Raw genomic sequence first — 25,413 nt, forward strand, 5'->3', positions numbered from 1 at the left:
GACCCTTCACCCTCCCCTGGAGGGGGAGGGTCGGCACGCGATCGAGCGAAGCGAGATGCGTGCCGGGGTGGGGTGATCTCTCGGCTCGGACACTGTTGATGATGGATAGACTGTCACCCCACCCCGATTGCTCATGCTTGCGCATGAGCAATCGACCCTCCCCCTCCAGGGGAGGGTGGGCCCTGTGCTCGTGGCTGGATGACATGATCATCCTCCTCTGGAGGGGGAGGGGCGCTCGCGAAGCGAGCGGGGTGGGGTGAAGGTGCCAGATGGGCAAACGGCCGATCAGCGACTTCAAACGCCGAACCGCGAAACGGCTGCGCGAAAACACGACGGCGGCCGAAGACATTCTGTGGCGTCACCTGCGGCGCCTTGAGATCGAAGGGACTCACTTCAGACGACAGGTCGTCATTGGTCCCTATATTGCTGATTTTGCCTGCCTGGCCCGTCGCCTCATCATCGAGGTGGACGGCTCGCAGCACGGAGAGGATGCGAACATCCAGCGCGACGAGGCCCGGACGCGCTGGCTCAACTCGGAAGGCTTTCGCGTTTTGCGATTTTGGAACAACGACGTTATGACCAGGACTGAGGCGGTGCTCGAAGCCAATCACACGGAGATCGCGGTCACCCCACCCCGCCTGCCCTTGGCAGGCGACCCTCCCCCCTCCAGGGGAGGGTGGTTCTTCGTGCAGAGAGACCTGAGACATGCCTGATCTTCTCCTCGAACTGTTCTCCGAAGAAATTCCCGCGCGCATGCAGGCCAAGGCGGCCGATGATCTGCGCCGCATGGTGACCGACAAGCTCGTCGCCGAGGGCCTCGTCTATGAGGGGGCCAAGGCGTTCGCGACGCCGCGGCGGCTGGCGCTGACCGTGCACGGCATCCCGGCGCGGCAGGCCGACCTGAAGGAGGAGCGCAAGGGTCCGCGCGTCGGCGGCGCCGATGCCGCGATCCAAGGCTTCCTCAAGGCCACCGGCCTGTCCTCGATCGAGGAGGCCACGATCCAGCGCGATCCGAAGAAGGGCGACTTCTACGTCGCGCTGATCGAGAAGCCCGGCCGCGCCACGCTCGACGTGCTCGCCGAGATGCTGCCGGTGATCGTCAGGACCTTCCCCTGGCCGAAATCGATGCGCTGGGGCAAGCGCTCGGAGCGACCGGGCGCGCTCAACTGGGTGCGGCCGCTGCACGCGATCACTGCCACGTTCGGCCTGGAGACCGAGGAGCCGGACGTCGTCAGCTTCGCCGTCGACGGTATCGAGGCGGGCCAGACAACATTCGGCCACCGCTTCATGTCGCCGTCGCCGATTTCGGTGCGCCGCTTCGAGGACTATGAGGCCAAGCTGCTCGACGCCAAGGTCGTGCTCGATCCTGACCGCCGCAAGGACACCATCGTCACCGACGCCAAGCAGCTTGCGTTCGCGCAAGGGTTCGAGCTGGTCGAGGACCCCGTGCTGCTCGACGAGGTCGCGGGCCTGGTCGAATGGCCTGTCGTGCTGATGGGCTCGTTCGATCCGGACTACCTCAAGGTGCCCGGCGAGGTGATCCGCGCCACCATCCGCAACAACCAGAAATGCTTCGTGGTGCGCGACCCCAAGACGGGAGGTCTGGCGCCGAAATTCATCCTGACCGCCAACATCGAGGCCACCGACAGCGGCAAGACGATCATTGCCGGCAACGAGCGCGTCATCCGCGCGCGGCTGTCGGACGCGAAGTTCTTCTACGAGACGGACCTGAAGACGAAGCTCGAGGACCGGCTGCCGAAGTTCGAGCAGATCGTGTTCCACGAGAAGCTCGGGACCCAGGCCGCGCGCATCGCGCGCATCGAGAAGCTCGCCGCCGAGATCGCGCCGCTGGTCGGCGCTGATGTCGCGAAGACCGCGCGTGCCGCGAAGCTCGCCAAGGCCGACCTGCTGACCGAGGTCGTCGGCGAGTTTCCGGAAGTGCAGGGGCTGATGGGCAAGTACTACGCGCTGGCCCAGGGCGAGGACGCCTCTGTCGCCGCTGCCTGCGAGGAGCACTACAAGCCGCAGGGGCCGGGTGATCGCGTGCCGACGGATAAGGTCGCGGTCGCGGTGGCGCTGGCCGACAAGCTCGACACGCTGGTGGGCTTCTGGGCGATCGATGAGAAGCCGACGGGCTCGAAGGATCCGTATGCGCTGCGCCGTGCGGCGCTGGGCGTGATCAGGCTAGTCTTGGAAAGCGATCTTCGCATATCCATTGGTACTCTTGTTAGTCCGCTTTTTGAGAAGATAGATCTCGCCAATATCATGCGGGATATACAGGCTCGAGACGAGGCCTCAAAAAAACTTGGTATCACCGTTGGAGCGATTGCTAGCGGCGGACACCGCAGTGAGGTTTCTTTCGGTGGGCGCTTCTTGGATGAAAGGGCCGTTAACCTCCTCTCCTTCTTCGCCGACCGCCTCAAGGTGCAGCTGCGCGAGCAGGGCGCCCGCCACGATCTCGTCGATGCCGTGTTCGCGCTCGGCGGCCAGGACGATCTCTTGATGGTCGTGCGCCGCGTCGAGGCGCTCGGAAAATTCCTCGACAGCGACGACGGCAAGAACCTGCTTGCCGGCACCAAGCGCGCGTCCAATATCCTCGCGATCGAGGAGAAGAAGGACAAGCGCAAGTTCGACGGCGCGCCGGATGCTGCGCTGTACAGGCTCGACGAGGAGAAGGCGCTGGCGAAGGCGATCGGCGAGGTTGCGGCGGAAGCGGGCGCTGCCGTCGCCAAGGAGGACTTCGCCGCCGCGATGCGCGCGATGGCGAAGCTGCGCCCGGCGGTGGATGCCTTCTTCGACAAGGTGAAGGTCAACGACGACGATCCAAAGATCCGCGAAAACCGGCTCAGGCTGCTGAACGAAATCCGCAGCGCCACGCGCGCGGTCGCGGACTTCTCCAAGATCGAGGGCTGAGAGTGGACCGGCCGACGCTCGCTGCCTATGACCGTGAGGCGGCGGCGTTCGCGGCCGACTGGCATGCGCAGCCGGCGTCGGCCGATCTCCACGACATCGTCAGGCGCTTCTTCGTGTCCGGTGGCCGCACCGCGGACATCGGCTGCGGCAGCGGCCGCGAGGTCGGCTGGCTCAATGCCAACGGGTATCCTGCGGAAGGTTTCGACGCGTCGGAGGGACTGCTGGCTGAAGCGCGCACGCGCTATCCGAACGCGTCGTTCACGCATGCCGAACTGCCCGCTCTCGCCAATATCGCGGATGCAAGCTTCGACAACGTGCTGTGCGAGACCGTGCTGATGCATCTCGATCGCAGCGACGTGGTGCCGTCGGTGCGGCGGATGCGCGCGATCACGAAGCCCGGTGGCGTCCTGTATCTGAGCTGGCGGGTGACGGAGCAGGCCGATCAGCGCGATGCCCACGGCCGGCTCTATGCGGTGGTCGACCTCGCAACCATCCGCGCACTCTTCGCAGCTGACACGAGCCTGCTCGATGAGGAGGTGGTCAGTGCCTCCTCGGGCAAGGTCATCCATCGCCTGGTGGTGAAGACGGCTGCCTGAGCGCAAAGTGCGCCCTGGCTCACAGCACGCGGCGTCGGTCGCCCTGGATCGCGTCGCGACGCTTGCGATGACGGCGAAAAAAGTAAGCCCCACCCGGCGGGGGGAACCGGGCAGGGCCTTTCACATCTGGCCGCTTGCGGGGGCGTTGGCGACCAAATGCAGCTCTATAACTACTCAACAACCTGAATGATCCGCCGGGATCGCGGTTCGACCAGAACAGTTTCGCCGTTGACCACGGTGTAACGGTAAGGTGTCGCACCGAAGCGCTGCGGGACGTCGTAATATGTAACACCGGACTCTGGCAGCACGGTGCCAACAACGACGCGATCGGGGATCACATAGTTGGGAACACGCTCGCGGACGACATATTCGCGAAACTCCGGCCGTCGCTCGACCGTGATCACTGGAGCGTCCTCCTCGACCACGACGCTGCGGCCGACGCCCGTGGTGTAGGATTGCGCCTGTGCGGCCGCCGGAATCACGAGTGCGGCCACGAGGGCGGCAAGGGTGAGATGGGTTCGCATGGACGGGACTCCTGAGCTGTTGATCGCTGAGAGAGACCGGCGCGCGCCGGCATCTGCTCCCAATGCCGGCAACAGATCATCGTTCCGCGCAACGCCACGTGGAACCGGCGGCATTTTTGCGGCAGATCCAGCGGTGGGGGAACCGGAACTCGTGCCCTGCGTCTCCTATTCCGCCACGATGGGCCAGGATAAAGTCCGGCCAAATCGAATCGCCCCAGCCTCGTCCTTCAATCATTCAGAGCTCGTCGATGACCCTGACCGTTGCCCATATCTCGCCGATCATGTCCGTGATCGCCGGCGTCCTGATCCTGATCATGCCGCGCCTCTTGAACCTGATCGTCGCGATCTTCCTCATCCTGAACGGCCTGATCGGCATGGGCCTGCTGAAGTGGCTCCACTTCTAGTCCCAGGTTCTAGTCCCAAGGTCGGGAACCCCCGAGCTTGCGCCGCAGCGCCCAAAGTGGTGTAAGGCGCGCGATTTCTCCTCCCATTTGCGGATCGAAGCACCTCATGGCCAAAGCGGTAGCGAAGTCTAAGAAAGTTACAGCGAAATCAAAGCCTTCCAAGCCCGGCAAGGCCAAGACCGCAGCACTCGCTCCACCGCGCAAGGCGCTCAAGACGGCGTCGAAGCCCGTGGCCAAGGCCCCGGCCAAGGTCGCGCCCAGGTCTGCACCGAAAGCGCCAGTGAAAACCGCTCCGAAGAAGCCGGCCAAAACGGCTGCCAAGCCGGTCGCCAAGGCCGCGAAGGCGTCGGCTGCCAAGGCCCCGGCCAAGAGCGCGGTCACCGCGATCAAGCCGAACAAGTGGGTCTACACCTTCGGTGACGGCAAGGCCGAAGGTAAGGCCGGCCTGCGCGACCTGCTCGGCGGCAAGGGCGCCAATCTGGCCGAGATGGCCAATCTCGGCCTGCCGGTGCCTCCGGGCTTCACCATCCCGACCTCGGTCTGCACCTACTTCTACGCCAACGACAAGACCTACCCGAAGGAGCTGCAGTCGCAGGTCGACAAGGCGCTCGACTACATCGGCAAATTGACCGGCAAGAAATTCGGCGATCCGGAGAACCCGCTGCTGGTCTCGGTGCGCTCCGGCGCCCGCGCCTCGATGCCGGGCATGATGGACACCGTGCTCAATCTCGGCCTCAACGACCAGACGGTGGAAGCGCTGGCACAGCTGTCCGGCGACCGCCGCTTCGCCTTCGACAGCTATCGCCGTTTCATCACGATGTATTCGGATGTCGTGCTCGGCTTCGAGCACCATCATTTCGAGGACATCCTCGACAGCTTCAAGGACACCCAGGGCTATCAGCTCGACACCGACCTGAGCTCCGAGGATTGGGAGATGCTGGTCGGCAAGTACAAGGACGCCGTCGCCCACGAGACCGGCAAGGACTTCCCGCAGGACCCGCACGACCAGCTTTGGGGTGCCATCGGCGCGGTGTTCTCATCCTGGATGAACGCGCGCGCGGTGACCTATCGCAAGCTGCACGACATCCCGGAATCCTGGGGCACCGCCGTCAACGTCCAGGCCATGGTGTTCGGCAACATGGGCGACACCTCGGCCACCGGCGTCGCCTTCACCCGCAATCCCTCGACCGGCGAGAGCAAGCTCTACGGCGAGTTCCTGATCAACGCGCAGGGCGAGGACGTCGTCGCCGGCATCCGCACCCCGCAGGACATCACCGAGGACGCCCGCGTCGAGTCCGGCTCCGACAAGCCGTCGATGGAAGTCGCGATGCCCGACGCGTTCAAGGAGCTGACGCGGATCTACACGCTGCTCGAGAAGCACTACCGTGACATGCAGGACATGGAGTTCACGGTCGAGCGCGGCAAGCTGTGGATGCTGCAGACCCGCAGCGGCAAGCGCACCGCCAAGGCGGCGCTGCGCATCGCGGTCGAACTCGCCAATGAGGGCCTGATTTCGGAGAACGACGCCGTGCTCCGCGTCGACCCGGCCTCGCTCGATCAGCTCCTGCACCCGACCATCGATCCCGCCGCCAAGCGCGACGTGGTCGCGACCGGCCTGCCGGCCTCGCCCGGTGCGGCATCGGGCGAGATCGTGTTCTCCTCGGACGAGGCCACCAAGCTGCAGGCCGACGGTCGCAAGGTCATCCTGGTCCGTATCGAGACTTCGCCGGAGGACATCCACGGCATGCATGCTGCCGAGGGCATCCTGACCACGCGCGGCGGCATGACCTCGCACGCCGCCGTCGTCGCGCGCGGCATGGGCAAGCCCTGCGTCTCCGGCTGCGGCACCATCCGCGTCGACTACGGCCGCGGCACGATGAGCATCGGCGGGCGCACCTTCAAGACCGGCGACGTGATCACCATCGACGGCTCGGTCGGCCAGGTGCTCGCGGGCCGCATGCCGATGATCGAGCCGGAGCTGTCCGGCGAGTTCGGCACCCTGATGGGCTGGGCGGACGCCGTGCGCGAGACCGGCGTGCGCGTCAACGCCGACACGCCGGAGGATGCGCGCACCGCCATCAAGTTCGGCGCCGAGGGCATCGGCCTGTGCCGCACCGAGCACATGTTCTTCGAGGAGACCCGCATCCGCACGGTGCGCGAGATGATTCTCTCCGAGGATGAGCAGGAGCGTCGCGCCGCGCTCGCCAAGCTCTTGCCGATGCAGCGCGCCGACTTCGTCGAGCTGTTCGAGATCATGAAGGGGCTTCCCGTCACGATCCGTCTGCTCGATCCGCCGCTGCACGAGTTCCTGCCGCACACCCAGGCCGAGGTCGAGGAAGTCGCCCGCGCGATGAACACCGATCCGCGCCGCCTGGCCGATCGCGCTCGCGAGCTGTCGGAGTTCAACCCGATGCTCGGCTTCCGCGGCTGCCGTCTGGCGATCGCCTATCCGGAGATCGCCGAGATGCAGGCGCGCGCGATCTTCGAGGCCGCGGTCGAGGCCGAGAAGCGCACCGGCGAGGCCGTCGGCCTCGAGGTTATGGTGCCGCTGATCGCGACCAAGGCCGAGTTCGACCTGGTCAAGGCGCGCATCGACGCGATGGCGCAGGCCGTGATCCGCGAGACCGGCGCCAAGCTGGAGTATCAGGTCGGCACCATGATCGAGCTGCCGCGCGCAGCCCTGATGGCCGGCCAGATCGCCGAGGCCGCCGAGTTCTTCTCGTTCGGCACCAACGACCTGACGCAGACGACCTACGGCATCAGCCGCGACGACGCCGGCAGCTTCCTCGGCGCCTACGTCGCCAAGGGCATCCTCGAGATCGATCCGTTCATCTCGATCGACCGCGAGGGCGTCGGCGAGCTGGTCAAGATCGGCGTCGAGCGCGGCCGCGCCACGCGACCCAACCTCAAGGTCGGCATCTGCGGCGAGCATGGCGGCGATCCCGCCTCGGTGGCGTTCTGCCACAAGGTCGGCATGAACTACGTGTCGTGCTCGCCCTACCGCGTGCCGATCGCCCGCCTGGCCGCTGCGCAGTCCGCGCTCGGCAAGGAGATCGCGAGCCAGGCCTGATCCTGCTGCGATCGATCTGATCTGACGAAGGCCGGCACATGTTGCCGGCCTTTTTCATTGGTGAGGGTTCGTCGCGATGCTGCGCGCACGTGACGCAAGGTGCACTTCTTCTCCACCACTGCCGCCATGCCGGGGGCGCTCCGGAATGACGAGTGGAGAGAGCGAACGTCGCAGGCCGATGGAACACTCCGCCTCATGATGTGCAGATGATTTTCATTCACCGCATCTGTTGACTGAATGTTCACCCGTTCTCGTCGGTGCGCTGTTTACCAAGCATCTCGATCGCTCGGCGCTCTGCAACTTCCCCGCTTGCCTGTTTCACAATTGCAACGCGGATTAACTCCTCGGCAACCTAAACCCGATACGAAGAGAGAAGATCGAATTGCACGGAAGCACTGTTGTTCGGTCGATCCAGTAAGCGTTGCGTTGAGCGTATCGATGTTAGTTCTGCGTCCCGATCCGAAGGGCGCGCGATTTGCGTCCTTCGGACTCGGTCTCTGCGTCTTCGCTCTGATGCCGACAGAGACCGGGTATCAAGACATCGCCTCTCTGCTCGCCCGCCAGCCGGGCGTCGCCGAACGCTGGCAGAAGCGTGTGTTCTCGGCTGCGGCCTCCATTCAGCTCGCCACCTATAGTTTCGGTCGTCCGATCGGAACCTCGGCGCCGCAGGCGGTGAGCATCCGCCTCGCAAGCCTCGATGGGCGCGATCTCGACATCACCGGATCGACGCCGCGCAATCCGGCGCTGCAGGTTCCGCCGCGCTATCAGGCCTCCGATTTTCCCAAGGTCGATCGCACGCTGAAGGGCGATCGTCTCGTCGTGCGTCCCCCGACGCCGTCGGCGCAGCCGACCGAATCGGCCGCGCCCGTCGAGCCCGCGCCCTCCGAGCCCGCACCCACGCCATCGACACAACCGGATTCGAATTCCTCGGTGTTCGGCGCCAAGACGACGGAAGCGCCGGCGCAGGAGCCGCTCCCGCAGCGTTCTGCACTCGATCCCGAATTGCAGGAGGCGCTGAGCGCGCCGCCGCTTGTGCAGTACGACGCGGCGAAGTCCGAGATCCAGCCATCGGGCGAACTGAAGCCTGCAGCCGATCAAATCCGGGTGGACGGCGCCGTCAGCTATGACGGCCTCACCATCAAGACGTCCAACCTCTATTTCGGCACGTCGTCGCTGGGCGGTGCTGCCGGCACCATGGAGACATGGCTGCCGGGCGAGGCGCCACTGATCGTGATGCCGGATCCGGACCTCAAGCCGATGGCGGTGCTGTCACATCCGGCCGACGATGCTGCCAAGGCCGGCGATGGCGGCGAGAGCATCGCGCCGAAGGGCGAGGTCAATGCCGACAATCAGCGCGACAGGACTCCGGCCGAACGGTTGGGGCTCACGGACGAGAAGGCGCGCTTCAAGTCCGAGAAGTGTCTTGCCGAAGCAGTCTATTTCGAATCCCGCGGCGAGGCGGTGCGCGGCCAGATGGCCGTGGCGCAGGTCGTGCTGAACCGAGCGTTCTCCGGCTATTATCCGACGACGGTGTGCGGCGTCGTCTACCAGAACAAATACCGCCACTTCGCCTGCCAGTTCACCTTCGCCTGCGACAACAATCCGGATGTGATCCGCGAGCCCGAGATGTGGGATCGCGCCAGGAAGATCGCGAAGGCCATGCTGGACGGGCTGATCTGGCTGCCGGAGGTGGGCAAGTCGACCCACTATCATGCCTATTGGGTGCGGCCGTCCTGGGTCGCCGAGATGAAGCGCATGTACAAGTTCGGCGTTCACACCTTCTACCGGCCGAAGAAATGGGGCGACGGCAGCGACGCGCCGAGCTGGGGCACGCCGCAGCAGACCGCGGCCATTTCGGCCGAGCTCACCGAGGCCGCCAAGAGCGAGGCCGAGAGCAATCCGAACTGGACGCGGCGCTAATCATCTAGCGACGCGTCGCATTCCACTCGAGAAAGCGGCGATACAACTCGGTCTGGCGCGCCTGGTCCGGCGGCGTTGCGGCCGTCGGCTTTGCCGTGACAGGAATGCGCGGGGACGGTGCGGCGGCCGCGACCGGCTTCGACGGTCTAACGGTGGCCGTAGTGGCCGCCGGAATCCGTGTCGTCCCATCGAGCCATTCCTGCGCGGCCCGGAACCTGGTCCAGCCGGCGACCGGCGCGCGCGGCGCCATCTCCTGCCATTTCGGATGGAAGGGAGGCCGCTGCAGCTGCGACATGCGCGAGAACAGCGACTCGACCAGCAGCGACAGCCGGCGATCGCGGTCGCTTCCCGGCTGCCAATTATACGACGCCAGGATTGCCTCTGCTGCGATCGTTTCCACCGACTCGGAATTGGAGATCAGGTTGGGGTAGTCGTCCGCGGTGAGCTTGGATGGAAGGTAATCCTCGCGCAAGGTCTTGTCGTAGCCGACCGGGACGAGATGCAGATTGGCATCCGTGATCTGGCTGAGCCAGGGCACCGGCTTGCCGTCGACCGCAATCATCGCGTCGATCTCCCCCTTGCGCAACATTTCGAGCGCGATGCGCGGCTCGATATAGAGCAGATGCGGCTTGATCGCGAGCCGCTCGAACACGTTGATCGCGGTCACGAAGGTGCTGCCGTCCGGCAGGTCGACCGCAACGGTCTTGCCGTCGAGCTCCCGCATGGTGCGGATCGATCGCGGTGCCAGAACATGCATTTCCTCGTTGAACATCTTGGTGACGTAGACGAGCTGATTGCGGATGTTGCTCGCGAAGTCCTTGCGTTCGAGATAGGACAGCGTGTCCTTGCGCACGATTCCCACGTCGACGCCCTTGAGCATGAGGATGTCGGCCACCGCCTGAACCGAGCCGCTGCCGAGGACCGGCATGACCCGCAGGTTGATGCCGTCATTGAGGACCGAGGCGACGTCGGCGCCCATCTGGGAATAGGTGCTGCCATACGAGCCCGTCATCAGGCTCACCGTATTGGCGTTGAGCTGGCTCGCGAGATCGCGCTTGGCCGAGGCATAGCGGAAGATCGCCTTGAAGGAATCGCTGACCGCACCCGGGTCGATTCCGCTGCGCACCGGCCCAAACCGTTCCCAATGGCCATCGACGAAACGCTTCATCTGCATCTGCTCGATCGGCGCGTGGTCGCTGGCGCTGGTATTGGCGACGATCCCGGGAATCAACATGGGAATTGGCGTCCCCTTCAAGGAACGCGCCTGCCTCATGATGTTGTCGCGGGAGAAGTCGTCGCCGCAATTGCGCAGGACCGCAACCATCAGGTTGGCAAGCGCGTAGCCCACGATTCCCAAGCTGTTGTTCTTGCTGATTGCAGGCGCGTAGCGATCCATGAACGCGGACCACTCGGCGAAGCCGGGATCGCCGCCCTGCACACCGCCCTCGTACAGGATGGTGGCGGAAAGCAGTCCTTCCGCGTTCTGCAGGCCTGCAGGCTGCAGCACGGTGGCAACCGAATCCGAAACCGTGGGGATGATGTGCTCGGGTCTCCAGCCGAGCTCGGCGAGGCGGCGGATCGCGAGCACCGTGAATTTCGGGGTGCTGACGTCGACCAGGATGTTGGCTCCGGCGGTCTTCAGCTTCGCGATCTGCTGATTGATGTCGGCATCGGTGACCGCGTAAGCCGCTTCCGCGACGATCGGCAGCTTGCCGCCGAGCCCGTCCTTCAAACCCTTCAGATAGTCCTTGCCGAACTCGTCGTCTTGATAAAGCACACCGATGCGCGCGCCACCGGCATGTTGCTCGAGCAGATATTGCGCGTGAATATGAGCTTCAATCTGGTAGCTGGGTTGCGCTCCCATGGTCCAAGGATAGTCGCGAGGCTGATCCCAGATCGAGGCGCCGGAGCCGACGAACAATTGCGGTATCCTGTTCGCGTTGAGATAAGGCCGCACCGCCGCGCTGGTCGCTGTTCCAACGCTCGCAAAGATGACGTCGACCTTGTCTTCCTCCACCAGCCGTCGTGTCAGCTCCATCGTCTTCTGCGGATTATAGCCGTCGTCATAGGAGATGTAGGTGATCTTGCGGCCCCTGATCCCGCCCTCGTCATTCACCTTCTGGAAATAGGCGGAGATGACCTTGCTCACGCTGCCGTAGGCGGCCGCCGGCCCGCTGTAGGGCGTCGTATTGCCGATCCGGATCTCGCCCTCGGCAGCACGCGCCAGGCCTGGCACGGCGGCAAGCACGAGGAGCAACGCCACGGTCGGAGAACCCGGCGCGCCAAGCAGCCAAGGACCACGGGGCGCCGACGACAAGGCCGATTGCAACAGACGATCAAACATTCCCATCATGGACCTCATCACGCAACACAACACTTTGCGGGGACGCGCGTCGCCCGCACGACACCATCGACCAGGATCCGGCGGTCCGCGCCCCGCCGCAATTCCTGCGCAGCGACCGGCGTGAGACCGCGCTGGATCACCCGGTTTCGAAGCCCGGGTCACTCGAGCCGCCGTCGAGCCTCGAGTGACCCGAGTTCGGCGGCTCTCGCGTACCAGGCGCGGGCCTTGGCCGGATCGGGCGCGACGCCAACGGCTTTCAGGTTGGACAAGATCGCGGGGTCATAGGTGCCGGCCAGCGTCAGTGATGCTTCGGCGTCCGCTTCCGCGACATGCGCCAGGATCAGGCGGGCACTCGCAACGTCGCCCGCGCCGATGAGATCGCGTCCGCGCTTCAGCATTTCGCTGATCTCGTTCTTGGTCAGCGCAGACGCGGCCGCCGGTGCAGGGCTCCTGGTCGCGATGGTCCGAGATGCTTTCGGCGGAATTGACTGCGGGGTCTCGCCTCCGCCCGGAGCCGGCTTGACGATCGGGATCGACGCCAAGATCGAATCGGCCCGTCCGATCGTGTGCGCCGCGGCGTCCAGCGATGCTTGGCCGTCATCGGATTTCGATTTCCCCGCTGTCCCGAAGTTTCGGGGAGACGATGAAGCGGTCGCTTCAGACTTCGTAACTGTTTCAATGTTCGGAGCCTGCATGATGCGCACCGCAAAGAACGCGAGGCACGCAAGCGCGGCCGCTGCGGCACCGAACCGGAAAACAGAATCGAATTCGAGCCGTTCGGGCGGAGGTGGAGGCATCACGACGGGATCGAGTGAAGGGATCTGCCAGGATCGGTCCGCTTCTGCTGGCGCCATTGGCATCGGCGCGTCGTCAACCGCTGAAGCGGTTTGCCACCACGGCCGGGAGAGATCGGTGGCCGCATCCTCATCAGGCTCAGACGTCGCATGCGCGAGGCTGTTGGACAAAGCGGCAGGCTTTGCCGGGCGCCAACGTTCGCTCTGCGCATCACCCACGGTGATCCGCGATCCGCTACTCCGCAATAAGGAACTCATCCTCAACTACTCCTGCGGACACGCGCCCTCGCGTCGCCCCGCAACACTCCCTGGACCGTTTGGCGCCTTTCTGCTCGGCGACTCGGCTTCCAAATCGGCGGCGAGACCGATGACCGAATCTATGGCCATGCCAAGCGGTGAATCGGCGATCTGGCAGCCGTGAATTCCCATTTCCTCGTCAGCAGGACGGACAAAACGCGCGCTACTACTTGAGCACCGCTAAATTTCGACCATCTCTTTTTCTTATTTGTACAGGTTCCGCGGTTCTTTTGCCGAAATCATGGCGAACCTGTCCAGCCATTTAGTTGGTGCTGGTAAATGCCGTCGGCGCCGGGGCGCACGAGATAGTGCGGCGGCGTCTGGCCGAGAACGATCTGAAACCATGGCGCAGGAGCATGTGGCGTATACCCACAGATCGATGCGAATTAGTCGCGCGCGTAGAGGATGTGCTCGATCCGTGCGGCGAGTCGCATCAGCGTCAGCCGGTGATCTGCTTCGACGAAAGGCCTCGTCCAACTCATTGGCGAGGGCCGCTCAGATCGTGCGCGTGATGACTACGAGCACCAGCGCAACGGTACGGCCGATTTGTTCGTCCAGCGCCCGCGGATCAATGGATGCACGCGGCCGACACGGCACGCACTAATTACATCGTGCCTGCCCCCAAATACCGGCGAGGCAGCAAATAACAACGAGTCGTAATATCTGTATTGGGCGACGATGGCTGCTTCGTCATGAGCACCGTCATTCCGGGACAAGGCCGCAGGCCCTGAACCCGGAATGACGGTGATCACGAATGACGGTGAAAACGCGACTGCCGAGCTCCGTCGTGACGCAGTCGGATCAGCTCTTGCTACGCGCTCAATGGCCGCGACTGCCGCGCCGTCGGCCGTGCCGCGAGCTCGTCGGCGATCTCGCGGGCAGCGGCCAATGTGGTCATCGTCCGCTGCGCGAAACTCGGATTCTCCGCGGGGCAGTCGGCGCGGCAATGCGCGCCGCGGCTCTCGCGCCGGCTCCAGGCCGCGGTGGCGATCAGCAGCGCGGCGCTCGCCATGTTGCGCAGCCTCGGGCTGCCGGCGTCGCGCTCCATCCTGGCAATCGCGGCGATGGCCTCGGCGAGCCGCTCCTCGTCGCGGATGACACCGAGCTGGCTCGTCATCATCTCGCGCAGCGACACCTGCGCTGCGCCCGCGCAGGATCCGGCCGGATCGGCGAATGCAACGTGCTGCAGGGTGGAGGACGCGGTCAACGTCCGGCCGGAGATGTCGTCGGCAATCCGCCGGGCGAACACCAGCGCCGCGAGCAGCGCGTTGCCGGCGATGTGGTTGGCGCCATCCGTTGCCGTCGCGGCGACTTCACCTGCCGCCCAGAGCCCCTCGATCGAGCTGCGGCCCTGCGCGTCGACCGCGATCCCGCCCATGTGGAAATGCGCCGCCGGCGCGACTGGAATCGGCTGGCGGGTCGGATCGAGCCCCGCGGCGACGCAGGCCCGGTGCAGCATCGGATAGCGCTCGGCGACGTCGTCATCGAGCACGTCGCGCGCATCGAGAAAGGCGCCGCGTCCAGCGATGATCTCGGCCATGACGCCGCGGGCCACCGTGTCGCGCGGGGCAAGATCGACCAGCGGATGGCGCGGCAGCATGAAACGCTGGCCGCGCCGGTTGATCAGGATCGCGCCGGCGCCGCGCAGACTCTCGCTCACAACCGGCGCCGGATCGTGACCGGCCATCATCGCGGTCGGATGAAACTGCACGAACTCCGGATCGGCAATCACCGCGCCAGCGCGGGCGGCGATGGCGAGGCCGATGCCGGTGGCGTGCGGCGGATTCGTGGTCGCCGCGAACAGCCGGCCGATGCCGCCGGTGGCCAGCACGATTGCCGGCGCCGCGATCAGCATCGGCGCGGCCGCGTCGTCATCGGTCGGCCGCAGTTGCAGGCCACGCACCGCGCCGTCTTCCGTCAGCAGCGCGTCGGCGACATGGCCCTCGATGATGCGGATCGAGGGCGTCGCGCGCACGGCTTGCGACAGCGCGGTGATGATCGCCTGTCCGGTGAAGTCTCCGCGAACGCTGAGAATTCGTCGCGCGGCGTGCGCAGCCGCACGAGACGTCGCCAGCCTGCCGCCGTGATCACGATCGAATGCCACGCCGAGACGGACCAGGTCCTCGATTGCAGCCGAGGCATCGCGCGCGAGCGCCAGCGCCGCCGTCGCGTCGACCAGGCCGCCACCCGCAGCGATCATGTCGGCGGCATGGGTATCGGGGCTGTCGCCGGATGACACCGCTGCCGCGATGTCGGCCTGCATCGTCGTGCCGAACGAGGCCTCACCCAATGAGGTCGCGGAGATCAACGTGACCGGCTGCGGGGCGAGCTTCAGCGCGCAGAACAGTCCGGCAACTCCGGCACCGACGATCACGACGTGGCCGGATGTCTCGATCTGATCGTGGTCCATGTGCTGTCCAAATTCCACATTCCGTGCGCATGTGTACCGCGGTACCTGTTAGTTCTTCTTCAGAGACTTCCTTCGCTGTTTATCGGTGTTTGGCGACAAATAGCGGCCGTTCTGAAGGTCGCTCCCGCACAGGATGAATCGTCGTTTGCGACTCGCGCATCAGGACGTTTTCGCGCGGGGACAAAGACGCATGAGCGAGTTCCGGTGCCGGAACTCGCTTCGGATGAGACCTGCTCATGGCTGGCCCCCGCATCGAAATTTTTCATGACTGGGTTCCGCTTTTGAGCTTGGGAGTTCAATGCAAATGCATTAACCGGAGAGGCGCGGCGGACAGCGACCGCGGCATGGGAGGACACTGATGTCGGTACAGGCAGGCGATCTCGGTATGGTGTCCCGCAATCAGGGCTGGCGCACGCCGGTGGTCATCATCGTGTGCGGCTGCGCCATTGCGCTGCTGAGCTTCGGTCCGCGCTCCAGCCTCGGCTTCTTCGTGCAGCCGATGAGCCGTGAATTCGCCTGGGGACGCGACGTGTTCGCCCTCGCGGTGGCGGTGCAGAACCTGTTGTGGGGACTCGGTCAGCCGCTCGCCGGCGCGATCGCCGATCGTTTCGGCGTGATGCGCGTCATCTGTGTCGGCGCGCTGCTCTATGCCGGCGGCCTGCTGATGATGCGCTATTCCAGCTCGCCGCTGTCGCTGAACATCGGCGCCGGCGTGCTGGTCGGCTTCGGCCTGTCGGGCTGCTCGTTCAATCTCATCCTGTCGGCCTTCAGCAAGCTGCTGCCGCCGGAGCGCCGCGGCATCGCGCTCGGCGCCGGCACCGCGGCCGGCTCGCTCGGCCAGTTCCTGTTCGCTCCGTTCGGCGTCGCGCTGATCGACCAGTTCGGCTGGCAGAGCGCGCTGATGGTGTTCGCAACGCTGATGCTGTTCATCGTGCCGCTGTCGCTCGCCGTGGCGACGCCGCCGGCAGCCGAGGCCAAGCCGTCGGAGGCCGAGCAGCAGTCGTTCACGACCGCGCTGATGGAGGCGTTTGGCCACCGCTCCTACGTGCTGCTGGTGCTCGGGTTCTTCACCTGCGGCTTCCAGCTCGCCTTCATCACCGTGCACCTGCCGGCGTTCCTGGTCGATCGCGGCCTGTCGGCGCAGGTTGGCGGCTGGGTGATCGCGGCGATCGGCCTGTTCAACATCATCGGCTCGCTCAGTGTCGGCTGGCTGCAGAGCCGGCTGCCGAAGCGCTACATCCTGTCCTTCATCTATTTCACGCGTGCGCTGGCGACGCTCGCCTTCATCTCGTTCCCGGTCACGGCGGCTTCCGCGATCGCCTTCGGCGCGGTTTCCGGGCTCGCCTGGCTCTCCACGGTGCCGCCGACCTCGTCGCTGGTCGCGATCATGTTCGGCACCCGCTGGCTCGCCACGCTCTATGGCTTCGCCTTCGTCAGCCACCAGGTGGGCGGCTTCCTCGGCGTCTGGCTCGGCGGCATCGTGTTCGAGCGCTACGGCTCGTACACGCCGATCTGGTGGCTGTCGATCCTGTTCGGCGTGTTGTCGGCGCTGATCAACCTGCCGATCGTCGAGAAGCCGGTGGCGCGCGCCGTTCCCGCGACGTGAGTTGCGCGGCCGATCCGATCGGCTAAACATGGCGTGAGACGAAGAAAGTGCAGGGAGTGCGGCTGTGGGAACGTTCAAGGCGATCCGGATCGACAAGGCGGACAAGGGAACGACCGCGACGCTGACGCAGTTCGATGAAGCCGAACTGATGGACGGCGACGTCACCGTGAAGGTCGAGTGGTCGGCGCTGAATTACAAGGATGGGCTGGCGCTGACCGGCAAGGCGCCGGTGGTGCGCCGCTTCCCGATGATCGCGGGGATCGATTTCGCCGGCACGGTCGAGCAGTCCAGCCATCCCGACTGGAAGCCGGGAGATGCCGTGATCTGCACCGGCTGGGGCATGGGCGAGACCCATCTCGGCGCCTATGCCGAGAGGGCGCGGGTCAAGGGCGACTGGCTGGTCGGCCTGCCGCAGGGGCTGTCAGCCCGGGACGCGATGGCGATCGGCACCGCCGGCTTCACCGCGATGCTTGCGGTGCTCGCCCTGGAGAAGCACGGGCTGACGCCGGCGAGCGGGCCGGTGGTGGTGACGGGCGCGGCCGGCGGCGTCGGCTCGGTGGCGACGGCTGTGCTCGCCAAGCTCGGCTACCATGTGATCGCCTCGACCGGCCGCTTGGCCGAGGCCGACTATCTCAAGTCGCTCGGTGCCGCCGAGATCATCGACCGCAACGAGCTGTCCGGGCCGGCCAAGCCGCTGGCGAAGGAGCGCTGGGCGGGCGGCATCGACAGCGTCGGCTCCAATACGCTCGCCAACCTGCTGGCGATGACCAAATATGGTGGCGCCATCGCCGCCTGCGGCCTCGCTGCCGGCATGGATTTGCCAACGTCGGTGGCGCCGTTCATTTTGCGCGGCGTGTGCCTCCTCGGCGTCGATTCGGTGATGTGCCCGCTGCCGGCGCGCAAGGCGGCCTGGCAGCGCCTCGCGACCGATCTGGATCGTGCAAAACTAGCTGAAATCACTCACGAAATCGCCTTGGACCAGGTGGCGTCGCTGGGGCCGCAGATCCTCGCGGGCCAGGTCCGCGGCCGTACGGTGGTAAGAATATCCTGAGGACGTTCAGACTTTTCAAACCATGCTGCTCCATTGTTGCCATGGTTGGTATGGTAAGCATGGGGTAAAGATACCGCCTTACCCGCTGCGTGGGGTTAAGTGGGAGTTTGATGCATGCTCGCGCGTATATTGCTGGGGACCGTGACTGCCGGTGCCGTGATTGCTCCTGCGATGGCGGGTTCGATGACAGCCGACGAGGCCCGCAAATTCGTCGCCGGAAAGGTGTTCGCCTTCACCTGCGTCGACGGCACCCGTGGCGCGGGCCGCATCCTCGACGACATGGGCGCGGCCGGTGCGGTGCAGTTCTCCGGCTCGGGGCCGGTGCGTCACATCCGCCTGCCGGGCAATACCCTGCAGATTCGCGGCCAGAATGTCTGCGCTGCCATCAAGGGCATGCCGTTCGAACCGTGCTTCAACCTCGACAAGAAGGACGATCGCAGCTTCCGCGGTTCGGTCTCCGGGCTCGGCGCCTTCGCCTATTGCGACTTCCAGCACCAGGGCGGAGCCACCATGCTGATGGCGCGCGCCGTGGCGCGGCCGCGCGCCGCACGCGCTGCTGGACCTGCGGCTGACGGCTCCCACACCGAAGTAGCGGCACGGGTCGAGACCCCGCGGGTGGAACGCAGCAAGGTGGAACCCTTGAAGGCAGATGCTGCGAAGGCCGCCAAGGCGGAAAGTTCCAAGACGGAGAACATGAAGGCCGAAAACGCGAAGACTGAAATTACCAAATCCGATAACGCGAAGTCGGATGCGGCGCCGGAGCTGCGTCGCTCGACCGATTAGTTGTTAGTTCACCGATCATTGAAAAACCGGTTCCCTATTATCATAGAGTAATTTTTTAAGCTGACCGCACGTTAGTGGTCATTGCGCCGTAGTCGTACGGAATCTCAAATTCATGCCTCGGTAGCGACTCGTGTGCAGTTTGCAACCAGGGGGGTGGCCCACGAGAAAGGGTCGTTATGTCGCTTTATTTCTTCCGGATCAGCCAGGGCCGCTATTCTGGCGCGGCTGATCAGCCTTATGAATTCGCCAACCGGGAAACCGCCTGGAACGAGCTGACGGCTGTCTGCTCCGACCTGATCGGCGGGATCTCGAGGTCGTTGCAGCAGGGGGCCGAGTGGCAGATGGAGCTGCTCGACGAAGCCAAGCAGCCGGTGTTCCGGATTCGCCTGGTGTCCGAAGCGGTCGGCTGAGGTCTAGCTGTCCGGGGTGATTGCGCCGCTGGCCGTCGGATTCGAGTCCGGTTTGCCGTGGCTGCAATCGTCTGCGCGCAGGCGCCTTTTGATGAAGTCCGCGTCCACCTCGGGCGCGTCAGTCGGGATTGATGGAGTTCGGCCTAGGCTCCGCGTCGTGCCCCGGCGCCGCCGATCTCCGTCACGCTCTCGTGCTCAGTCGCTTGTGATGCTGTCGGACGTCGGTCCTGGCCCGGCCACCTCATCTCCGGATTCATCCGCGCGGTGATCAGCGTCTTCCGGTTGCTGCGGCGCAGGTCGTGGCGGCAATCGTCCTTTGCCCCGTGCGCGTTCCAAAGGTCTTGCTTCGACGCGATCCTTTAGCGGTATCGGGAGACCAGGTGTAGCGGCAGACGGTTTCAGGGTACCGTGTCATCCCTGAGCGCCATCATTTTATGGGCATTGTCAGTAATCTTACGGTTCCAGCATTAACCTCTGATAAGCCTGTTTCGCGCCCAATGAGGTCGGCAGAGACGACATGCGGGTTCGGAATTTTCGGAGCCCTCTGATCCTCTGACCTCGACCGCGCAGCGCAGCGTAGACCTGGATCTTCGGGCCGTCTTTGGCGCTGGCAGAACGCGGCCGAACCACGCAGTCAGCTGGGGTCCTCCGTGTCAAAGATGTCCATCCGTACGAAGATCATATCGGTCATCGCCTTCATGCTCGTCACCATGTGCGGGCTCGGCGTGCTCGCCGTCACCAGCATGCAGTCGATCAATGCCAACACGGTCGACATCGCCACCAATTGGCTGCCGAGCGTGCGCGCGATCGGCGAGCTGCGCGCCGACATCAATCTGCTGCGCATCGCCTTGCGCGCGCATGTGATGTCGGAGACGGCCGAGGCCAAGCAGGGCGCGGAGAAGCGCGTCAACGGAATCCTCGAGACGATCAACAAGGACCGCAAGACCTACGAGCCGATGATCACCTCGGCCGAGGAACGGGCGATCTACAACAACTGGGTGCAGTCCTGGGAGAAGTACGTCGTCGCGGTCAAGCAGGTGATGGACGAATCCAACAAGAGCGTCGGAAAGATCCCGCGCGAAGCCACCGAAATGCTGGAAAAATCGGCCGCGGCGATCGCGCGCGACGCCGACAAGTATTTCATCCAGGACATCGAGTTCAACAACAAGGGTGCCGACAACGCGACGCGGCAGGCCGCGGAGAGCTTCACGCGTGCGATCTGGCTGGTGATGTCGATCATTGCCGCGGCCGTCATTGCCGGCGTCGCCGTCGGTTTCTATCTCGTGCAGAACGTCTCGTCCGGCATTGCGTCGATCATCAAGCCGATGCAGGAGCTCGCCAAGGGCGATCTCGGCGCGGAGGTGACGCATCGCGGCGAGCCGACCGAGATCGGCGCCATGGCCGATACGCTGCAGGTGTTCAAGGAGGCGCTGATCGCCAAGAAGGAGGCCGACGAACTCGCGGCCCACGATGCCGAGGCCAAGATCGAACGCGGCCGGCGCGTCGACAACATCACCCGCCAGTTCGAGGCGACGATCGGCGAGATCGTGCAGACGGTGTCGTCGGCCTCGACCGAGCTCGAGCATTCCGCCGGCGCGCTGTCATCCACCGCGACGCGCTCGCAGGAGATCTCGACCGCGGTTGCGGCTGCTTCGGAGGAGGCTTCGACCAACGTACAGTCGGTCGCTTCCGCGACGGAGGAGCTATCGTCGTCGATCACCGAGATCAGCCGCCAGGTGCAGGAATCCGCCCGCATGGCCACCGAGGCCGTCGACCAGGCGCGCATGACCAATGATCGCGTGAGCGAGCTGAGCAAGGCGGCGGCGCGCATCGGCGACGTGGTCGAGCTGATCAACACGATCGCCGGCCAGACCAACCTGCTGGCGCTGAATGCGACCATCGAGGCGGCGCGCGCCGGCGAAGCCGGTCGCGGCTTCGCGGTCGTCGCCTCCGAGGTGAAGGCGCTGGCCGAGCAGACCGCCAAGGCGACCGACGAGATCGGCCAGCAGGTGTCCGGCATCCAGGCCGCGACGCAGGAATCGGTCGGCGCCATCCGGGCGATCTCCACGACCATCGAGCGGCTGTCGGAAATCTCGTCGGCGATCGCGGCGGCCGTGGAGGAGCAGGGCGCCGCCACGCAGGAGATCTCGCGCAACGTCCAGCAGGCATCGGAGGGCACGCAGCAGGTTTCCGTGAACGTCGTCGACGTGCAGCGCGGCGCGACCGAGACTGGTACGGCTTCCACGCACGTGCTGGCCGCGGCGCAGTCGCTGGCCTCGGACAGCGACCGGCTGAAGCGTGAGGTGGCGTCGTTCCTGGAGTCGGTGCGCGCGGCCTAATCCGACATGGCGCTACGCTGCCGGCTGAGCCGGCGGCGCCTGCTGCTGCCGTCGGAACAGCACCTTCTGGTACAGCCAGCCGATCGCGACCAGCACCAGGCCGAGCCCGATGAACGACAGGGCGCGCCACACGCCGGTCAGCGCCGACATGTCGATCAGGAAGGCCTTCAGGATCGTCAGCGCGATCACGATCGCGGATGCCAGACGCGCGCGCTGCGACTGCACGATGATTCCGATCCCGAGCAGCATCACGCCGAAGGCGAGCCAGGCGATCGAATAGGTGTACTGCTCGGCGGCGCTGGTCGGTCCTGCCGTCAGATCGGGGCCGTGATAGATCCGGCGGATCTCGAGGCTGACATAGGACAGCGCCAGGATCAGTGCGCCCGCGGCCAGCGTATTGCCATAGGCTGGCGGACGGTGGCCTGCGACCGCGTAGGACAACAGCAGCATCAGTACCGCCGGGAACGCATAGGCCAGGATCAGGATGTTGAGCAGGCCGCCCTTGATCGCGACGTCCGAGATCATCGGGTTTTCGAACAGCAGCAGGCCGAGCACGGTGGCGCCGCCGGCGAATCCGGTGAGGATCACGGCGCTGATGTTGTGCACGATGCTGCCGCTGCGCTCCCGCAGCCGCTCCAGCCCGATCGCCAGCGCCAGGGCCACGCAGACGTCGAGTCCCACTTCGGCGAGCGACGGCACCGCCAGCATGTCGCCGTCGTTGACGGCGTGGCGGATCTCCAGGAAGGCGAGCAGGGTCGTGAACAGGATCGCGGCGGCCTCCACCGCGCGCAGCGGCGCGTCGTCGCCATGGCGGCGCATCAGATAGCTCGCGCCCCAGAACGACGCCGCCGGCACGCCATGGCCCCACAGCAGCCAGTTGAAGATCGGCGTGGTGCCGACATCGGCGCCGACGATGCGCGGATCATGGCCGATGCGCAGCACCACGAGCCCGGCAAAGACGGCCGCGAGCGTGCGCAGGAACGGGATCGGCCGGCTCTCGAAGATCCAGGCGGTGCCGAGCGACATCAGCGCCAGCGCGATCGTCAGCCAGCCCTTCTCAAGCGCGAAGGTCAGGGCCAGCGCCAGCGCGGCCAGCGTGCCGGTCGCGAACAGCGCGATCGAGGCACTGAGGCCGGGACGTTCCTCGCGCCGCGTCAGCGCCTCGGTGGCGACGGCAAAGCCGGCGGCGAGCACGACGGCGAGGATTGCGAACGGGATCGAGCGGTCGAGATGGGCGATGCGCGCATAGAGCGCGACCAGCAGTGCCAGCGGCGTGAACACGCCGGCCGCCGACCACACCACCGGCACGACGGCGTTGTGCGCGCGCCCCTGCGCCAGGAAGCCGGCGCCGCCGAAGCCCAGCGCGAAGATCGCTGCCGTCACCAGATGCGACGTGACCGACGCGCCGAGCGGGTTCGGCCCCATCCCGGGCAGCGCGCCGCCGGGCAGCACCAGCAGGTCCGGATTGTCGCGCAGCGCCCATTCGGCGAACACGAGGAACACGGTCGCAGCGGCGGCGGCCACCGCGCCGACGGCGCTCGGCGCGCGCCAGGCGACCGCCAGCGTCGCCGCGACCAGCACCGTGAAGCCGATCAGCGCCAGGCCGTCATGGAAGCTCGCCAGCACGACCAGCATGGCGCCGAGCAGATAAACCGCCAGGCCGACGGATGAGATCGGCTCGACCTCGTCGTTCTCGGCGGCGGGTCCGAACATGAAGCCGCAGACCACGATCAGCGCGGCCAGCGCGAAACCAACCGCGACGTGGAAGACATGCGGCGCCACCGTCTCGACGCCCGCGTCGAGTCCGGGCAAGGTCCACAGGAACGACAGCCCGATCGTGGTCATCGCGAGCCAGCGCCACAGCCGCACGCGTGCCAGCGCGAACGCGGCGGCGGTGACGATGGCGAGGTAGATGTACAGCGCCCAGTAGTTCGGCTCGCCGGTCGACACCAGCACCGGCGTCGTGAACGCCGCGACGATGCCGAGCCCGGCGAGCGCCGGGCCGTGCAGCAGCGCAGCCGCCAGCGTGCCCAGCGCGACGATGCCGAGCAGCACGAAGGCGATCGCGGGTGGCAGGAAGTCGTACAGCGCGTAGGCCGCATAGATGGTGGCGAAGGCGACCGCCGTGCCGGCCGCGGTGAGCATCGCCGGAATGTTGGCGATCGGCAGCGCCGCGATCTGCGAGATGCTCTCCTTGCGCCGCGTCCATTCGCCGGCCGCGAGCAGCGCGGCGGCGAACAGCGCGCCGAGCGCGACGCGCACCTCGGGGCCGACGAGGCCGGCCTCGATCGAGTAGCGCACCATGAAGAAGCCGCCGAGCGCCAGGGTCAGCCCGCCGATCCACACCACCCAGCGGGTGCCGATGCGCTCCTCGAAGCCGGCCGCGGGCTGCGGCACGGGTGGCGGCGACGCGAGCGGCGGCTGTTCGGCCGCTGCATCGCTCGCCATCGCCGCCGGCTGCAGGGCAGCCTCGGTCAGCTCCGGCAATGGGGGCGGCATTGGCGGGGCTTCAGCGGGCTCCTGAAGCGGGCTGAGCGGCGGCGCGACCACCGGCGCGGCCGCGATCGGGCGTGCCGCCTCGAGCTTGGCCAGCCGTGCCTGCACCTCGGCCAATCGGTCGGAGGTTCGGCGCGCGAAGGCGAGCGCCGCGAACGCCACCAGCAGGGCGATCCAATCCAGGGGCCAATCGAACATCACGCGGGAATCCTGAAATCGATGCCGCCGGGAGGCGTCACGGGTGGAGGGAAGCTGCGAGCCCTTGCGGACCCCGGCGAATCGGCCAACCGCTCCGTCGGGCCGCACGATGGCCGTCGTTCCCTCTGTGTCAAACCGTGGAACATAAGTTCAAAGCGCACCGGTACGCGGCTACGCAGCGTTGCAACTCAGTCCAGATCGATCCGGAACGGCGCGCTGTCGACCATCATGGCGCCGGGCCCGATCGCGTCCAGCGCGCGCACCATGCGCCCCTGGCGGCCCAGTGCCCTGTCGGCCAGGCTGACGATCAGCCGGTTCGGCGAGGCGATCGGCGAGGCCTGGCGGATCGCCCAGGCGATATCGAGCTCGTCGCGATTGGGGTTGAGCGCGCAGGCCGCGGCGAAGGCGCTCGCGGTGGAGCGGCTGATGCCGGCATAGCAGTGGATCACCAGCGGCGCCGCACGATCCCAGCCGCGCACGAACTGCAGCACCTGGGCGACGTGATCCTCGCTCGGCGCCATGAAGCCAGGAAGCTGCTCGGTGATGTCGTCGACCGAGACCCGCAGATGGTTCTCGGGGCGGATCGTCTCCGGTCGCCGCACCTGCTCGACATTGGCCATGATGGTCAGCACGTGGCTGGCGCCGGTCAGGCGCACGGTCTCGGGCAGGGCGGCGAGTGAGCAGACGTGGATCATGGCGAGCCTTTGAACGCCCGATTATACGAATGGGGGCACAAGGGCAAAAGCGCGTTTTGGATGTCTGCCGTCGGGCTGGCGCATGTGTGCGCCGACGGCCCTCAGCGCGTGTTCTTGAGCTGCCGCAACTCCTGGCGGACCAGATGGGCCTTGCCCTCGATCTCCGCGTTGAGCCGCTCGAGATGATCGAGCACCCGCTCACGGTTCTGGGGGGCGATCTCGACCGGTTTCTCGGACCAGGGACGGCGCACGAACAGGGCCACGATGGCGACGGCCAAGGCGGTCAGGAGCGGAAAGCTCAGGGCAACGAACTGGTGCGTGGTCATCGAAGACCTCCCAGGATCCACTGACCGAGCAAATGTATGAGCACTCCGGTGATAATGCAAACGACCCCCGACCCGTAGATCAGGCCCGCGGGGGTGCTGGGCGGCAGCACCCCATAGACGAACTGGGCAAGCGGCACGAACGTCCCGGCAGTGACGATGGCCGTCGCCAGCGTGTTGACCCAGTTGGCGGCCAGCTTCAGCCGTTCGTTGCGGCGCTCGTCCGGCGTCAGCGGCATC

At 65.8% G+C, this 25,413-nt stretch carries 19 protein-coding genes; 11 read left to right on the forward strand and 8 right to left on the reverse strand.

Going from position 1 to position 25,413, the window contains the following annotated elements; all coding sequences use genetic code 11:
- Positions 1-269 precede the first annotated feature (269 nt).
- Genes QX094_RS21735 through QX094_RS21745 form a run of 3 tightly spaced genes read left to right on the forward strand, consistent with a single transcriptional unit; the run spans position 270 to position 3,509 of the window.
- Positions 270-713, forward strand: a complete 444-nt coding sequence (locus QX094_RS21735) for an endonuclease domain-containing protein (protein ID WP_315717236.1) — start codon at positions 270-272, stop codon at positions 711-713.
- Entirely contained in the window at positions 706-2,913 is a 2,208-nt protein-coding gene (gene glyS / locus QX094_RS21740; RefSeq protein ID WP_315717235.1) for a glycine--tRNA ligase subunit beta, read from the forward strand. Before QX094_RS21735 ends, glyS begins: the two co-directional genes overlap by 8 nt.
- 2 nt (positions 2,914-2,915) lie before the next feature.
- The gene (locus tag QX094_RS21745) at positions 2,916-3,509 is read left to right on the forward strand and encodes a class I SAM-dependent methyltransferase (RefSeq protein WP_316183781.1); all 594 of its coding nucleotides are present in this window, start codon (positions 2,916-2,918) and stop codon (positions 3,507-3,509) included.
- A 170-nt stretch (positions 3,510-3,679) separates the two neighbouring features.
- On the opposite strand, the gene QX094_RS21750 is transcribed toward QX094_RS21745, so the two are convergent.
- Positions 3,680-4,033 (reverse strand): DUF1236 domain-containing protein, encoded by a 354-nt coding sequence (locus QX094_RS21750; RefSeq protein ID WP_315717233.1) that lies wholly within the window; start codon positions 4,031-4,033, stop codon positions 3,680-3,682.
- A gap of 248 nt (positions 4,034-4,281) precedes the next feature.
- On the opposite strand from QX094_RS21750, the gene QX094_RS21755 reads away from it, so the two are divergent.
- The 3 genes from QX094_RS21755 (at position 4,282) to QX094_RS21765 (ending at position 9,427) form a co-directional block, all read left to right on the forward strand.
- Complete coding sequence (locus QX094_RS21755) at positions 4,282-4,437, forward strand: DUF3096 domain-containing protein (RefSeq protein WP_012042558.1); 156 nt, start codon at positions 4,282-4,284, stop codon at positions 4,435-4,437.
- A 106-nt stretch (positions 4,438-4,543) separates the two neighbouring features.
- A complete protein-coding gene (gene ppdK / locus QX094_RS21760; RefSeq protein ID WP_315826960.1) occupies positions 4,544-7,507 on the forward strand; it encodes a pyruvate, phosphate dikinase in 2,964 nt (987 codons plus the stop codon).
- Positions 7,508-7,945: 438 nt separating this feature from the next.
- Positions 7,946-9,427, forward strand: coding sequence for a cell wall hydrolase (locus tag QX094_RS21765; protein WP_316188120.1), 1,482 nt, complete (start codon positions 7,946-7,948; stop codon positions 9,425-9,427).
- 4 nt (positions 9,428-9,431) lie between these two features.
- Here the strand turns inward: QX094_RS21765 and QX094_RS21770 are convergent, their stop codons facing one another.
- From QX094_RS21770 to QX094_RS21785, 3 genes are all read right to left on the reverse strand, one after another.
- On the reverse strand, positions 9,432-11,777 hold the full coding sequence (locus tag QX094_RS21770) for an ABC transporter substrate-binding protein (protein WP_316188217.1): 2,346 nt from the start codon (positions 11,775-11,777) through the stop codon (positions 9,432-9,434).
- A gap of 152 nt (positions 11,778-11,929) precedes the next feature.
- Positions 11,930-12,823: a hypothetical protein gene (locus QX094_RS21775; protein WP_316183779.1), complete on the reverse strand. Its 894-nt coding sequence runs from the start codon at positions 12,821-12,823 to the stop codon at positions 11,930-11,932.
- An 850-nt stretch (positions 12,824-13,673) separates the two neighbouring features.
- On the reverse strand, positions 13,674-15,272 hold the full coding sequence (locus QX094_RS21785; RefSeq protein ID WP_315826957.1) for an L-aspartate oxidase: 1,599 nt from the start codon (positions 15,270-15,272) through the stop codon (positions 13,674-13,676).
- A gap of 358 nt (positions 15,273-15,630) precedes the next feature.
- Here QX094_RS21785 and QX094_RS21790 point away from each other — a divergent pair, with 358 nt between their 5' ends.
- The 5 genes from QX094_RS21790 to QX094_RS21810 all read left to right on the forward strand — a co-directional run bounded on the left by QX094_RS21790 (position 15,631) and on the right by QX094_RS21810 (position 21,461).
- Positions 15,631-16,878, forward strand: a complete 1,248-nt coding sequence (locus QX094_RS21790; protein WP_316183778.1) for an MFS transporter — start codon at positions 15,631-15,633, stop codon at positions 16,876-16,878.
- Positions 16,879-16,942: 64 nt separating this feature from the next.
- Positions 16,943-17,929 carry an MDR family oxidoreductase gene (locus QX094_RS21795; RefSeq protein WP_315717226.1) on the forward strand — a complete coding sequence of 329 codons (987 nt, stop codon included), beginning with the start codon at positions 16,943-16,945 and terminating at the stop codon, positions 17,927-17,929.
- Positions 17,930-18,043: 114 nt separating this feature from the next.
- On the forward strand, positions 18,044-18,712 hold the full coding sequence (locus tag QX094_RS21800) for a hypothetical protein (protein ID WP_315826955.1): 669 nt from the start codon (positions 18,044-18,046) through the stop codon (positions 18,710-18,712).
- Positions 18,713-18,888: 176 nt separating this feature from the next.
- A complete protein-coding gene (locus QX094_RS21805) occupies positions 18,889-19,122 on the forward strand; it encodes a DUF6894 family protein (protein ID WP_315717224.1) in 234 nt (77 codons plus the stop codon).
- 650 nt (positions 19,123-19,772) lie between these two features.
- Positions 19,773-21,461: a methyl-accepting chemotaxis protein gene (locus QX094_RS21810; protein WP_316167488.1), complete on the forward strand. Its 1,689-nt coding sequence runs from the start codon at positions 19,773-19,775 to the stop codon at positions 21,459-21,461.
- Between the two features lie 12 nt (positions 21,462-21,473).
- Here the strand turns inward: QX094_RS21810 and QX094_RS21815 are convergent, their stop codons facing one another.
- The 4 genes from QX094_RS21815 to QX094_RS21830 form a co-directional block, all read right to left on the reverse strand.
- Positions 21,474-24,155, reverse strand: a complete 2,682-nt coding sequence (locus QX094_RS21815) for a DUF2339 domain-containing protein (protein WP_316188121.1) — start codon at positions 24,153-24,155, stop codon at positions 21,474-21,476.
- A 188-nt stretch (positions 24,156-24,343) separates the two neighbouring features.
- On the reverse strand, positions 24,344-24,850 hold the full coding sequence (locus QX094_RS21820) for a protein tyrosine phosphatase (protein ID WP_315754022.1): 507 nt from the start codon (positions 24,848-24,850) through the stop codon (positions 24,344-24,346).
- A 101-nt stretch (positions 24,851-24,951) separates the two neighbouring features.
- The gene (locus QX094_RS21825; RefSeq protein WP_315717220.1) at positions 24,952-25,176 is read right to left on the reverse strand and encodes a hypothetical protein; all 225 of its coding nucleotides are present in this window, start codon (positions 25,174-25,176) and stop codon (positions 24,952-24,954) included.
- A complete protein-coding gene (locus QX094_RS21830; RefSeq protein ID WP_315717219.1) occupies positions 25,173-25,412 on the reverse strand; it encodes a hypothetical protein in 240 nt (79 codons plus the stop codon). The genes QX094_RS21825 and QX094_RS21830 overlap by 4 nt, the downstream gene beginning before the upstream one ends.
- Position 25,413: the final 1 nt, after the last annotated feature.

Origin of the sequence: Bradyrhizobium sp. SZCCHNS1050 (assembly GCF_032484785.1) — a bacterium.
In the GTDB taxonomy this organism is placed as follows: domain Bacteria; phylum Pseudomonadota; class Alphaproteobacteria; order Rhizobiales; family Xanthobacteraceae; genus Bradyrhizobium.